We start from the raw sequence: 12,597 nt of genomic DNA, 5'->3' as shown, positions 1-12,597 counted from the left end.
GTGCGTGAATACTTGCTGACGCTCTGCGTCACGGCCGCGGTGACGTATCTACTGACCGGGCCGGTGCGCAAGTTCGCCATCGTGATCGGGGCGATGCCGGAGATCCGGGCACGCGACGTGCACCGGGAACCGACACCGCGGCTCGGTGGTATCGCCATGTTCGGCGGTCTCTGCGCGGGTCTGCTGGTCGCCGACCACCTGACGAACGTCGGCAGTGTCTTCACGATGTCCAACGAACCACGCGCGCTGCTCTCCGGTGCCGGCCTGATCTGGGTCATCGGTGTGCTGGACGACAAGTTCGAGATCGACGCCCTGATCAAACTCGGCGGCCAGATGATCGCCGCCGGCGTGATGGTGATGCAGGGCCTGACGATCCTGTGGCTGCCCATCCCCGGCATCGGCACCGTCTCCCTGACCCCCTGGCAGGGCACGCTGCTGACCGTCGCGCTCGTGGTGATCACCATCAACGCGGTCAACTTCGTGGACGGTCTGGACGGGCTCGCGGCCGGCATGGTCTGCATCGCGGCCGCCGCGTTCTTCATGTACGCGTACCGGATCTGGTACGGCTACGGCATCGAGGCCGCCGCCCCGGCGACCCTGTTCGCGGCCGTGCTGATGGGCATGTGCCTGGGTTTCCTGCCGCACAACATGCATCCGGCCCGGATCTTCATGGGGGACTCCGGATCGATGATGATCGGCCTGGTGCTCGCCGCCGGTGCGATCTCGGTGACCGGGCAGGTCGATCCCGACGCGATGAAGCTGAACTTCGGCGGTGTGCGTGACGCCACGCACGCGATGCTCCCCGTCTTCATCCCGCTGCTGATGCCGCTGACGATCATCGCGATCCCGTTCGCGGATCTGGTGCTCGCGATCGTCCGGCGCACCTGGAAGGGGCAGTCGCCCTTCGCCGCGGACCGGGGGCACCTGCACCACCGGCTCCTGGAGATCGGCCACTCGCACAGCAGGGCGGTGCTGATCATGTACTTCTGGTCGGCCCTCTTCGCTTTCGGCACCCTCGCGTACTCGGTGCGTTCGGCGTCCACCTGGATCGTGCTGGTGGTGGTCGCGCTGAGCGCGGTGGGTCTGGCCCTGTTGCTGCTGCCGCGCTTCACCCCGCGCACCCCGCGCTGGGCGGAGGCTTTCGTACCGCCTCGCTACCGGCGGCTGAGGCGCACTGATGCGGACGGGAACGAACCGGAAAAGGACACGAGCCGGCATAGGGACGCTGAATCCGTCAATTCGGATAATTCCGGCGAAGACCATTCAAGCCGTACAAGTTCGCCATCTGTTACTTCTGCCACATCTGGTGACGAAGCCGGTAAAAATCCTATTCCGGCAGGCGTCAACGGAGCGACGGCAATTGGCCGCCGTTCACATGCCCCGGAGCGGCGCAAGGCCGGAACCACTCGGTGAGCATTTCGCTCAACGAACGCCAATAGCAGGCAAACCACCCCGGTTCTGTGCACAGACGCGCGCAGTAACTCTCATGTGTGACGGGCGGCACACTTCCATGGTAAAGACCTCATCAAATAGTTTGTGATAGCGTTCACTACCACCGGTTGAAGCACCGAAAGACCTTGGTAGGACGGTCTTTCGGACCGAGGTGCAGATGTCTCCCGGCGCATCTCCCGGCGCTACTCTCTTGATCGACGTAAGACCATCGACGAGTCACCGTCAGTCACTACATGCATATCCACCCCCCAACTCCTGCTGGAGCTGTTCGCATGCCGTCCAACGACGCCCGGATTCTCCGGGGCTCGACGATCATCGCCGCCCCCATCGGCATTGTGGCCACCGTTGTCAGCGCGCTCGTCGCCGGCGAGAAGGGCCTGATCGGCGGGCTGGTTGCGCTGGCCGTCGTCGGTGTCTTCTTCGTGGCCGGGTTCGCTGCCCTGATGCGTCTCACCCGGGACAAGCCCCAGGTCGCGATGACGGCCGGACTGCTGGTCTACGCCGTGCAGATCCTGCTCATCGGTGTCTTCGTCATCGTCTTCGGTCACACGACCCTGTTCAACGGCCGGGCCTTCGCCCTTACTTTGCTGGTCACCGCACTCGCCTGGGTGGGAGGTCAGATTCGCCACAGCCTCACGAGCCGCATGCTCTATGTGGACCCTGAGCCCTCCGTCCCCGCCGAGGGAGCAGCGGACCTGGCGAAGTCGGAGTCCTGATCATGTGGTGCCAGGGGGGACGGTGTAGGGGGCGCCTAAAGGGGGTTCGTCCCGATCTGCTATCGTCCGGAATCGCTTCCGGTGGGGGCCCCTCCCGCCCGATGGGTGGAGGAGGGCGCAGCCCTCACGACCGGCGGCGTACTCGGCCCGGCAGCTGTGCACACGGCGCGGAAACCGGGATGCCCGGTCCTCGGCGGATGCTTCCAGTGGACCGCGGCGGCACCGCCACACCACCACGTTCCCAGTGCCGAAAAGCGGCCCTACCAGCCGCGCTGACACACAAGGTTGCCGTTACTTATGCGTCACGACGAAGGAGTCACGGGTGAGTGCCCAAACGCTGCTCGCTGAAAGCGGGTGCCACATCAATGCGGACTGTGCCTTCCCGGCGCCGGGCCTCCACTCGTTCGACTTCAAGCCGATCTTCAGCATCGGCAGCTTCGACTTCACCAAGCCGATGCTCCTCGCGATCATCTGCATGGTGCTCGTGGTCGGTTTCTTCTGGGCCGCGTTCAACAAGCCGAAGCTGGTTCCCGGGAAGCTGCAGCTGGTCGGCGAGATCGGCTACACCTTTGTGGCCCGCAGCATCGCGCGGGAAGTGATCGGTAAGAAGGGCGACAAGTACGTCCCCTTCCTCACGTCGATCTTCTTCTTCGTGTGGATCATGAACCTGATGTCCATCATCCCGGTGGCGCAGTTCCCCTCCACGGCGCGCTTCGCGTACCCGGTGGTGCTGGCCCTCCTGGTGTGGGTCACGTACATGTTCCTGACGTTCAAGAAGCACGGCTTCGCCGGCGGCGTCAAGAACCTGGTGTGGCTGGACGGGATTCCCAAGCCCGTGGCGCCGCTCGTCGTGCTCCTGGAGTTCCTGCAGAACGTCATTCTGCGGCCGTTCACTCTCGCGGTCCGACTGTGGGCCAACATGTTCGCGGGCCACATGCTGATCGTGATGTTCAGTGTGGCCAGCTGGTACCTGCTGACCCCTTCGCTCATGTCCCTCGTCGCCGGCAGCTCGTTCGTGCTGGCGCTCCTCATGACCGCCCTGGAAGTACTGATCCAGTTCCTCCAGGCCTATATCTTCACGCTGCTCGCCTCCATCTACATCGGCGGAGCACTCGAAGAGGGTCACTGACCCGTCTGCCCGTCCCACTGCCCTTCCGCTGGGAATCCCCCCAACGGACCGCATCACATAGGAAGACCGGAAAATGTCTGCCGACCTTGTTAACCTCGCCGCTTCCACCGTCCCCGGCCGCATGGGCGCCATCGCCTATGGTCTCGCCGCGATCGGCCCCGGCATCGGCATCGGCGTCGTCTTCGGCCACTCCATCGAGGCCATGGCCCGTCAGCCCGAGGCCATGCCGATCATCCGCACCAACATGTTCCTGGGCTTCGCCCTCTGTGAGGTGCTCGCGCTGCTCGGTCTGGTCGTTCCCTTTGTCTTCAGCAAGTGATCTGAAGCCGACCGGTAGCCACATTCGACGAAAGGTTCGGACATGATGCTCTTCCTGGCGGAGGGGGGCTCCGAGAACCCTCTCATCCCCGCGACGGCGGAACTGATCGTCGGCCTGCTCTGCTTCTTCATCGTCTTCGGCTTCCTCGGAAAGAAGCTTCTGCCGAATATCCAGAAGACTCTGAACGAGCGGCAGGACGCGATCGAGGGCGGCCTGGAAAGGGCAGCCGAGGCACAGGCCGAGGCGACCCAGACGCTCGAGCAGTACAAGGCCCAGCTCGCCGAGGCCAGGCACGAGGCCGCACGCCTCCGCCAGGACGCGACCGAGCAGGGTGCCGCGATCATCGAGGAGATGCGGGCCGAAGGTCAGCGGCAGCGCGAGGAGATCGTCGCCGCCGGTCACGCCCAGATCGAGACGGACCGCAAGGCCACGGCCGCCGCGCTCCGTCAGGACGTGGGCAAGCTCGCCACCGAGCTGGCCGGAAAGCTCGTCGGCGAGTCCCTCGAGGACCACGCCAGGCAGAGCCGTACGGTCGACCGCTTCCTCGACGACCTCGAGGACAGCGCTTCGAAGGCCGAGGCCACGCGATGAACGGAGCGAGCCGCGAGGCGCTGGCCGCCGCACGTGAGCGTCTTGAGGCGCTGACCGACACTTCGTCGGTCGACGCCACGCAGCTCGCGGACCAGCTGGCCGATGTCACCGCGCTGCTCGACCGCGAGGTGACCCTGCGCCGGGTCCTCACCGAGCCGGCGCGCGAGGGCGAGGCCAAGGCCGAGCTGGTGGGACGGCTGCTGTCCGGACAGGTGGACGGCCCCGCCGTCGATCTGGTCTCCGGCATGGTCCGTTCCCGCTGGTCGAATTCGCGCGACCTGGTCGACTCGGTGGAGGAGCTCGCAGCCACCGCCGATCTGACCGCGGCCCAGCAGGCCGGTGCACTCGACGACGTCGAGGACGAACTGTTCCGGTTCGGCCGGATCGTCGAGTCCAGCACCGCTCTGCGCGCCGCGCTCACCGACCGTGCGGCGACCGTCACAGCCAAGAGCGAGCTGCTGCGCAGCCTGCTCGGCGGCCGGGCCAACCCGGTCACCGAGCGTCTGGTGGTGCGTCTTGTGACACACCCCAGGGGACGTAGCCTGGAAGCGGGTCTGCAGACCCTGTCCAGGCTCGCTGCCGCTCGCCGGGATCGTGTCGTCGCCGTCGTCACTTCGGCGGTGCCGCTCACCGACGGGCAGAAGCAGCGTCTCGGCGCCGCGCTGGCCAAGCTGTACGGCCGCCAGATGCACCTGAACCTGGATGTGGACCCCGAGGTCCTCGGCGGGATCTCGGTGCGGGTCGGCGAAGAGGTCATCAACGGCACGATCGCCGAACGTCTCGACGAGGCGTCCCGGCGGCTGGCCGGCTGACGGCCGCACGCAGAACAAGCCGTACGCAGAACAAGCAGAGCAAGAACAGCGGCCCGGTTGGGCCGTGCAGAAATTGCAGAAGATTGCTGGGGGCCCGCGGCGCAGCCGCTCAGGGAAACAGCCCCAGACCCCCAAAGACTTCGGGCCCAACAAGGAGAGCAGGGAACCCAGATGGCGGAGCTCACGATCCGGCCGGAGGAGATCCGGGACGCGCTGGAGAACTTTGTCCAGTCGTACAAGCCGGACGCGGCCTCGCGCGAGGAGGTCGGTACGGTCAGCGTGGCCGGCGACGGTATCGCCAAGATCGAGGGTCTTCCCTCGGCCATGGCGAACGAGCTGCTGAAGTTCGAGGACGGCACGCTCGGTCTTGCGCTGAACCTGGAAGAGCGCGAGATCGGTGCTGTTGTTCTCGGTGAGTTCAGCGGTATCGAGGAGGGCCAGCCGGTGCAGCGCACCGGTGAGGTGCTCTCGGTCGGTGTCGGCGAGGGCTACCTCGGCCGCGTTGTCGACCCGCTCGGCAACCCGATCGACGGCCTCGGCGAGATCGCGACCGACGGCCGCCGTGCGCTGGAGCTGCAGGCTCCGGGCGTCATGGTGCGTAAGTCGGTGCACGAGCCGATGCAGACCGGCTACAAGGCTGTCGACTCGATGGTGCCGATCGGCCGTGGCCAGCGTCAGCTGATCATCGGCGACCGCCAGACCGGCAAGACCGCCCTGGCCGTCGACACGATCATCAACCAGCGCGACAACTGGCGCTCGGGTGACGAGAAGAAGCAGGTCCGCTGCATCTACGTCGCCATCGGTCAGAAGGGCTCGACCATCGCGTCCGTACGCGGCGCGCTGGAAGAGGCGGGCGCCCTGGAGTACACGACGATCGTCGCCGCTCCGGCCTCCGACCCGGCCGGCTTCAAGTACCTGGCCCCGTACACCGGCTCGGCCATCGGCCAGCACTGGATGTACGCGGGCAAGCACGTCCTGATCATCTTCGACGACCTCTCGAAGCAGGCCGACGCCTACCGCGCCGTTTCCCTGCTGCTGCGCCGCCCGCCGGGCCGTGAGGCCTACCCGGGTGACGTCTTCTACCTGCACTCCCGTCTGCTGGAGCGCTGCGCGAAGCTCTCCGACGACATGGGCGCCGGTTCGATGACCGGTCTGCCGATCGTCGAGACCAAGGCGAACGACGTGTCGGCGTTCATCCCGACCAACGTCATCTCCATCACCGACGGTCAGTGCTTCCTGGAGTCCGACCTGTTCAACGCCGGCCAGCGGCCCGCGCTGAACGTCGGTATCTCGGTCTCCCGTGTCGGTGGCTCCGCCCAGCACAAGGCCATGCGCCAGGTGTCCGGCCGGCTCCGCGTGGACCTCGCCCAGTACCGCGAGCTGGAGGCGTTCGCCGCCTTCGGTTCCGACCTGGACGCGGCCTCCAAGGCCTCGCTGGAGCGCGGTAAGCGCATGGTCGAGCTGCTGAAGCAGGGCCAGTACCAGCCGATGCCGGTCGAGGAGCAGGTTGTCTCCGTCTGGTCCGGCACCACCGGCAAGATGGACGACGTACCGGTCGAAGACATCCGCCGCTTCGAGGAAGAGCTGCTGGACCACCTGCGCCGCGAGCGCAAGGAGCTCCTCACCTCCATCCGCGAGGGCGCCAAGATGTCGGACGACACCGTGACCGCGATCGGTGACGCCGTCGCCGACTTCAAGCGGCAGTTCGAGACCTCGGACGGCAAGCTCCTCGGCGAGGACGCGCCGGCCGTCAGCGTCTCCAAGTGACGACGGAAGGGACCTGACTCATGGGAGCCCAGCTCCGGGTCTACAAGCGTCGCATCCGATCCGTCACCGCGACCAAGAAGATCACCAAGGCGATGGAGATGATCGCCGCCTCGCGCATCGTCAAGGCGCAGCGCAAGGTGACGGCATCGATGCCGTACGCGACCGAGCTCACTCGTGCGGTGACCGCGGTGGCGACCGGCTCCAACGCCAAGCACGCGCTCACCACGGAGGCCGAGAACCCGGCCAGGGCCGCTGTCCTGCTCATCACGAGCGACCGCGGACTGGCCGGCGGATACTCCTCCAACGCGATCAAGGCGGCGGAGCGGCTCACCGAGCGGCTCCGCGGTGAGGGCAAGGACGTCGACACCTACGTCGTCGGCCGCAAGGGCATCGCCTACTACGGCTTCCGCGAGCGCAAGGTCGCGCAGTCGTGGGGCGGTTTCACCGACAACCCGACGTACGCGGACGCCAAGAACGTCTCGGCGCCGCTGATCGAGGCGGTCCAGCTGGACACGGCCGAGGGCGGTCTGGACGAGCTCCACATCGTGTTCACGGAGTTCCAGTCGATGCTGACGCAGACGCCGGTCGAGAACCGGCTGCTGCCGCTCAGTCTCGAGGAGTCCGCCGAACCGTCGGAGGCGAAGGCCGAAGTGCTTCCGCTGTTCGAGTTCGAACCGTCGGCGGAGGGCGTTCTGGACGCACTACTGCCGCGTTACGTCGAGAGCCGTGTCTACAACGCGCTGCTGCAGTCGGCTGCTTCCGAGCACGCCGCCCGCCGCCGTGCGATGAAGTCGGCCACCGACAACGCCGGGGACCTCGTCAAGAGCCTCTCCCGGCTTGCCAATGCGGCCCGCCAGGCCGAAATCACCCAGGAAATCAGCGAGATCGTCGGTGGCTCAAGCGCCCTGGCCGACGCGACCGCGGGGAGTGACAAGTAATGACGACCACTGTTGAGACGGCCGCCGCCACGGGCCGCGTTGCCCGGGTCATCGGCCCGGTCGTCGACGTGGAGTTCCCCGTCGACGCGATGCCGGAGATCTACAACGCCCTGAAGGTCGAGGTCGCCGACCCGGCCGAGGACGGCAAGCTCAAGACGCTGACCCTCGAAGTCGCCCAGCACCTGGGTGACGGTGTGATCCGCGCGATCTCGATGCAGCCCACCGACGGCCTGGTCCGCCAGGCCCCGGTGGTCAACACCGGCAGCGGCATCACGGTGCCGGTCGGTGACATCACCAAGGGCAAGGTGTTCAACACCCTTGGCGAGATCCTGAACCACCCCGAGGCCGAGTCGGAGATCACCGAGCGCTGGCCGATCCACCGCAAGGCCCCGGCCTTCGACCAGCTCGAGTCGAAGACCAAGATGTTCGAGACCGGCATCAAGGTCATCGACCTGCTCACCCCGTACGTCACGGGTGGGAAGATCGGTCTGTTCGGTGGTGCCGGTGTCGGCAAGACCGTGCTGATCCAGGAAATGATCTACCGCGTCGCCAACAACCACGACGGTGTGTCGGTGTTCGCGGGCGTCGGTGAGCGTACCCGTGAGGGCAACGACCTCATCGAGGAGATGGCCGAGTCCGGCGTCATCGACAAGACGGCGCTTGTCTTCGGTCAGATGGACGAGCCCCCGGGCACCCGTCTGCGCGTCGCCCTGGCCGGTCTGACCATGGCGGAGTACTTCCGCGATGTGCAGAAGCAGGACGTGCTCTTCTTCATCGACAACATCTTCCGTTACACCCAGGCCGGTTCCGAGGTGTCCACCCTGCTCGGCCGTATGCCGTCCGCGGTGGGTTACCAGCCGAACCTGGCCGACGAGATGGGTCTGCTGCAGGAGCGCATCACCTCGACCCGCGGTCACTCGATCACCTCGATGCAGGCGATCTACGTCCCCGCGGACGACCTGACCGACCCGGCGCCGGCGACCACCTTCGCCCACCTGGACGCGACGACCGTGCTGTCCCGTCCGATCTCGGAGAAGGGCATCTATCCGGCGGTCGACCCGCTGGACTCGACGTCCCGCATCCTGGACCCGCGCTACATCGCGAAGGACCACTACGACGCCGCGCTGCGCGTCAAGGGTGTTCTTCAGAAGTACAAGGACCTCCAGGACATCATCGCGATCCTCGGTATCGACGAACTGGGCGAGGAGGACAAGCTCACCGTCCACCGTGCCCGTCGCGTCGAGCGCTTCCTGTCGCAGAACACCCACGTCGCCAAGCAGTTCACCGGCGTGGACGGTTCGGACGTACCGCTCGACGAGTCGATCACCGCGTTCAACGCGATCTGCGACGGCGACTACGACCACTTCCCCGAGCAGGCGTTCTTCATGTGCGGTGGCATCGAGGACCTCAAGGCCAACGCCAAGGAGCTCGGCGTCTCCTGACCCGAGCATCTGTGTGAGTCATCAGACTCCCGGAGAGGGGCGGGTGTGTCCCGCCCCTCTCCGTACGCTCATTAGACTTTGAACCGACACCCGGCAGCAGTGCCGGGTGGTGACCCGAGGAGCCACCCTTGGCTGCTGAGCTGCACGTCGAGCTGGTCGCGGCGGACCGTAGTGTCTGGTCCGGCGAGGCGACCCTGGTTGTCGCGCGCACCACGTCCGGCGACATCGGCGTCATGGCCGGTCACCAGCCGCTGCTCGGTGTGCTGGAGTCGGGCCCGGTGACCATCCGTACGAGCGAGGGCGGGACCGTCGTTGCCGCGGTGCACGGCGGCTTCATCTCCTTCGCCGACAACAAGCTTTCGCTGCTCGCCGAGATTGCCGAGCTGGCGGACGAAATCGATGTCGAGCGCGCCGAGCGTGCGCTGGACCGTGCGAAATCGGACACGGACGCTGCCGCGGGGCGGCGTGCCGATGTGCGGCTTCGCGCAGTGGCGGGGCACTGACGCCTCCCACTGACAGGATGTGACCTCAGCCGCGGCCCGTCCGGAGCAATCCGGACCGGTCGCGGCTGAGGCGATGCAGAGCCAGTTCCGTCAACGGCATGAGGCGAGGAGGTCGGTGTAGATGATCCTCGCTCTGCTTGTGTGCGGTCTGGTCGTCGTACTGGTAGCGGTGGGGCTCTTCGTCTTCGGCCTGCGCCGGCGACTGATCCAGCGTTCCGGTGGCACGTTCGACTGCAGTGTGCGCTGGGACCTCCCTGAGAAACCGGACACCTCCGGCAAGGGCTGGGTCTACGGCGTCGCCCGCTACAGCGGGGACCGCGTCATGTGGTTCCGGGTCTTCTCCTACGCCCCACGCCCGCGCCGGGTGCTGGAGCGCCAGGCGATCGAGGTCGTCTCCCGGCGCACGCCGCAGGGCGAGGAGGAGCTGGCGCTGCTCTCCGACGCGATCGTGCTGGGCTGCTCGCACAAGGGCGTCCGCCTCGAACTCGCGATGAGCGAGGACGCGCTGACCGGATTCCTCGCCTGGCTGGAGGCGGCGCCGCCCGGGCAGAGAGTCAACGTTGCTTAGCGCCGCCCCACCCCGCCGCCGCAGGGCTACCGCTCGCCCCCCGGCACCCACAGCACATCCCCCACTTCACGGTTCGCGCTGCGCGCCAGAATGAACAGCAGGTCCGAAAGCCGGTTCAGATACGTCGCGGTGAGCGCGTTCATGACCTCGCCGTGCACCTCCAGCGCCGCCCACGTGGACCGCTCGGCCCGTCGTACCACCGTGCACGCCTGGTGCAGCAGGGCGGCCCCGGGGGTCCCGCCCGGGAGGATGAAACTCCGCAGCTTCTCCAGGTCCTCGAGGAAGCGGTCGCAGTCCGCCTCGAGTTTGTCGATGTAGCCCTGCTCCACGCGCAGCGGCGGGTACTCCGGGTTCTCCACCACCGGGGTGCACAGGTCGGCACCGACGTCGAACAGATCGTTCTGGATGCGGACCAGGACCTTCACCACCGGTTCGGGCAGCTGCCCGAGCGCGATCGCGGTGCCGATGGCCGCGTTGGCCTCGTTGGCGTCGGCGTATGCGGAGATCCGCAGATCGGTCTTGGCGGTCCGGCTCATGTCGCCGAGCGCGGTGGTGCCCTTGTCGCCGGTACGGGTGTAGATGCGTGTCAGATTGACCATGCGGTGAGCCTAAGGGCTGACCGGTCAGGCACCGGCCTTCCGCGGTCTGGCGTCGGGCCGGACGCCGGGGCGGCGGACGGGCGCGAAAGTACTCAACTGCGCAGTGCGGGCCAGAGGGTGACGCACCGGAGTGTGATGTCCGCCATGTGGGACGTGACGCGCATCTCTTAGCCGCCACAAGGGGCCCCGCGGCCGATAGCCTCCGCCCAGAGCCGTACTCAGGACCGTGTCGAAGGGGTGTCAATTGGCCAGGAAGCTCGCCGTCATCGGAGCCGGACTCATGGGTTCCGGAATCGCGCAGGTCTCGGCCCAGGCGGGCTGGGACGTCGTACTGCGGGATGTGACCGACGCGGCCGTGAGCCGGGGGACCGACGCGATCAAGGCCTCGTACGCCCGTTTCGTCGCCAAGGGCAAGCTGGCGGAGGCCGACGCGGAGGCCGCACTGGCGCGGATCACCGCGACCACCGATCTGGACGCGGTGGCCGACGCGGACGTCGTGGTCGAAGCGGTTTTCGAGAAGCTCGAGGTCAAGCACGAGATCTTCCGTACGCTCGACAAGCTCGTACGGGAGGACGCGGTCCTCGCCTCCAACACTTCCGCCATCCCGATCACCAAGATCGCGGCCGTGACGGAACATCCGGAGCGTGTCGTCGGTGCGCACTTCTTCTCGCCGGTGCCGATGATGCAACTCTGCGAGCTGGTCCGCGGCTACAAGACCAGCGACGAAACACTGGCCACCACACGGGAGTTCGCCGAGTCGGTCGGCAAGACCTGCATTGTGGTCAACCGCGATGTGGCCGGCTTCGTCACCACCCGTCTCATCTCGGCGCTGGTGGTCGAGGCGGCCAAGCTGTACGAGTCGGGCGTGGCCACCGCCGAGGACATCGACATCGCCTGCAAGCTCGGCTTCGGCCATGCGATGGGACCGCTGGCGACCGCGGACCTGACGGGCGTCGACATCCTGCTGCACGCCACGAGCAATATCTACACGGAATCCCAGGACGAGAAGTTCGCACCCCCCGAGTTGATGCGCCGAATGGTCGACGCGGGTGACATTGGCCGTAAGAGCGGGCAGGGGTTCTACAAGCACTGAACCGAACAGGCTGCCCTGCGGTCACCCGGTGGTGTGAATTCGGTATCGGTTCGCTTACAGATGGCAACTTCTTTGCCTGCCGGGCAGTCAGTTGAGTGACATACGTGAAAGACGTGACAGAGGCCGAGCACTCTCGGGGAGCGCATATGCACATCAGGGGCGACCACGTCGAGCTGGTCGTCGGGGGCCGCCTCGACGTCCGCAGCGCGGCGGACGCCCGTACGGTCCTGCACTCGGCCGTCGACGACGGCGTCGGCGACCTGGTGCTCGACCTGACCGAGCTGGATTCATGGGATGCCACGGGTCTCGGTGTGATCATGGGAGTGCATCGACGGGCCGGCCGGTGCGGACGGCGTCTGGTGCTCCGGGGTGTGCCTCCGCAGATGCAGCGCTTGCTCGTCGCCACCCGGCTGCACCGCATTCTGGCCATCGAGGGCGGAATTGCCGGGGAATCATTGCCGCGCGTGTGACGAAATCGGGAGGATGCGCGAACGGAACTCGCCGCGCAATCCTCCCTAAGGGGTGATACCCGGACGCCCCGGCACCCCGTCTGGTCACCGATACCGGTCAGGGTTTAGGGTTCGGTCGCCTGCTGCCTTGATTGACGAACCCATACGGTGGGCACCGGACCAGAAGCGACAGCGTGGTGTGCGAGGCCGGGAAGGCAA

The 12,597-nt window shown here is 66.7% G+C and carries 14 protein-coding genes; 13 read left to right on the top strand and 1 reads right to left on the bottom strand.

The window, feature by feature from the left end; translation table 11 throughout:
• The 11 genes from AB0M87_RS01710 to AB0M87_RS01660 all read left to right on the top strand — a co-directional run bounded on the left by AB0M87_RS01710 (position 1) and on the right by AB0M87_RS01660 (position 10,237).
• A complete protein-coding gene (locus tag AB0M87_RS01710; RefSeq protein ID WP_365849252.1) occupies positions 1-1,413 on the top strand; it encodes an MraY family glycosyltransferase in 1,413 nt (470 codons plus the stop codon).
• Positions 1,414-1,724: 311 nt separating this feature from the next.
• Positions 1,725-2,168, top strand: coding sequence for a hypothetical protein (locus AB0M87_RS01705; protein ID WP_365849251.1), 444 nt, complete (start codon positions 1,725-1,727; stop codon positions 2,166-2,168).
• A 322-nt stretch (positions 2,169-2,490) separates the two neighbouring features.
• Positions 2,491-3,297: a F0F1 ATP synthase subunit A gene (atpB, locus tag AB0M87_RS01700; RefSeq protein WP_365849249.1), complete on the top strand. Its 807-nt coding sequence runs from the start codon at positions 2,491-2,493 to the stop codon at positions 3,295-3,297.
• 73 nt (positions 3,298-3,370) lie between these two features.
• The gene (gene atpE / locus AB0M87_RS01695; protein ID WP_365849248.1) at positions 3,371-3,616 is read left to right on the top strand and encodes an ATP synthase F0 subunit C; all 246 of its coding nucleotides are present in this window, start codon (positions 3,371-3,373) and stop codon (positions 3,614-3,616) included.
• A 45-nt stretch (positions 3,617-3,661) separates the two neighbouring features.
• Positions 3,662-4,207, top strand: a complete 546-nt coding sequence (locus AB0M87_RS01690; RefSeq protein WP_365849864.1) for a F0F1 ATP synthase subunit B — start codon at positions 3,662-3,664, stop codon at positions 4,205-4,207.
• Complete coding sequence (locus tag AB0M87_RS01685; protein ID WP_365849246.1) at positions 4,204-5,019, top strand: F0F1 ATP synthase subunit delta; 816 nt, start codon at positions 4,204-4,206, stop codon at positions 5,017-5,019. The genes AB0M87_RS01690 and AB0M87_RS01685 overlap by 4 nt, the downstream gene beginning before the upstream one ends.
• Before the next feature lie 171 nt (positions 5,020-5,190).
• The gene (gene atpA / locus AB0M87_RS01680) at positions 5,191-6,786 is read left to right on the top strand and encodes a F0F1 ATP synthase subunit alpha (RefSeq protein WP_365849245.1); all 1,596 of its coding nucleotides are present in this window, start codon (positions 5,191-5,193) and stop codon (positions 6,784-6,786) included.
• A 20-nt stretch (positions 6,787-6,806) separates the two neighbouring features.
• Complete coding sequence (locus AB0M87_RS01675; protein WP_365849243.1) at positions 6,807-7,724, top strand: F0F1 ATP synthase subunit gamma; 918 nt, start codon at positions 6,807-6,809, stop codon at positions 7,722-7,724.
• A complete protein-coding gene (gene atpD / locus AB0M87_RS01670; RefSeq protein WP_365849241.1) occupies positions 7,724-9,166 on the top strand; it encodes a F0F1 ATP synthase subunit beta in 1,443 nt (480 codons plus the stop codon). The genes AB0M87_RS01675 and atpD overlap by 1 nt, the downstream gene beginning before the upstream one ends.
• 128 nt (positions 9,167-9,294) lie before the next feature.
• A complete protein-coding gene (locus tag AB0M87_RS01665) occupies positions 9,295-9,669 on the top strand; it encodes a F0F1 ATP synthase subunit epsilon (RefSeq protein ID WP_365849239.1) in 375 nt (124 codons plus the stop codon).
• A gap of 121 nt (positions 9,670-9,790) precedes the next feature.
• Positions 9,791-10,237: a DUF2550 domain-containing protein gene (locus AB0M87_RS01660; protein WP_365849238.1), complete on the top strand. Its 447-nt coding sequence runs from the start codon at positions 9,791-9,793 to the stop codon at positions 10,235-10,237.
• Between the two features lie 26 nt (positions 10,238-10,263).
• Here the strand turns inward: AB0M87_RS01660 and AB0M87_RS01655 are convergent, their stop codons facing one another.
• Positions 10,264-10,836: a cob(I)yrinic acid a,c-diamide adenosyltransferase gene (locus tag AB0M87_RS01655; protein WP_365849237.1), complete on the bottom strand. Its 573-nt coding sequence runs from the start codon at positions 10,834-10,836 to the stop codon at positions 10,264-10,266.
• Positions 10,837-11,080: 244 nt separating this feature from the next.
• On the opposite strand from AB0M87_RS01655, the gene AB0M87_RS01650 reads away from it, so the two are divergent.
• Positions 11,081-11,929, top strand: a complete 849-nt coding sequence (locus AB0M87_RS01650) for a 3-hydroxyacyl-CoA dehydrogenase family protein (protein ID WP_365849235.1) — start codon at positions 11,081-11,083, stop codon at positions 11,927-11,929.
• Between the two features lie 146 nt (positions 11,930-12,075).
• A complete protein-coding gene (locus AB0M87_RS01645) occupies positions 12,076-12,399 on the top strand; it encodes an STAS domain-containing protein (RefSeq protein ID WP_365849233.1) in 324 nt (107 codons plus the stop codon).
• Positions 12,400-12,597 lie beyond the last annotated feature (198 nt).

It is taken from the genome of Streptomyces sp. NPDC051320, assembly GCF_040682175.1.
Classification (GTDB): Bacteria; Actinomycetota; Actinomycetes; order Streptomycetales; family Streptomycetaceae; genus Streptomyces.
This window is presented reverse-complemented; position numbering and strand designations above follow the sequence as displayed.

Coding starts and splice junctions, on each gene's coding strand:
- AB0M87_RS01705 (WP_365849251.1), top strand. CDS start 1,725: ATGCCGTCCAACGACGCCCGGATTCTCCGGGGCTCGACGATCATCGCC.
- atpE (WP_365849248.1), top strand. CDS start 3,371: ATGTCTGCCGACCTTGTTAACCTCGCCGCTTCCACCGTCCCCGGCCGC.
- AB0M87_RS01690 (WP_365849864.1), top strand. CDS start 3,662: ATGCTCTTCCTGGCGGAGGGGGGCTCCGAGAACCCTCTCATCCCCGCG.
- AB0M87_RS01685 (WP_365849246.1), top strand. CDS start 4,204: ATGAACGGAGCGAGCCGCGAGGCGCTGGCCGCCGCACGTGAGCGTCTT.
- atpA (WP_365849245.1), top strand. CDS start 5,191: ATGGCGGAGCTCACGATCCGGCCGGAGGAGATCCGGGACGCGCTGGAG.
- AB0M87_RS01675 (WP_365849243.1), top strand. CDS start 6,807: ATGGGAGCCCAGCTCCGGGTCTACAAGCGTCGCATCCGATCCGTCACC.
- atpD (WP_365849241.1), top strand. CDS start 7,724: ATGACGACCACTGTTGAGACGGCCGCCGCCACGGGCCGCGTTGCCCGG.
- AB0M87_RS01660 (WP_365849238.1), top strand. CDS start 9,791: ATGATCCTCGCTCTGCTTGTGTGCGGTCTGGTCGTCGTACTGGTAGCG.
- AB0M87_RS01655 (WP_365849237.1), bottom strand. CDS start 10,836: ATGGTCAATCTGACACGCATCTACACCCGTACCGGCGACAAGGGCACC.
- AB0M87_RS01645 (WP_365849233.1), top strand. CDS start 12,076: ATGCACATCAGGGGCGACCACGTCGAGCTGGTCGTCGGGGGCCGCCTC.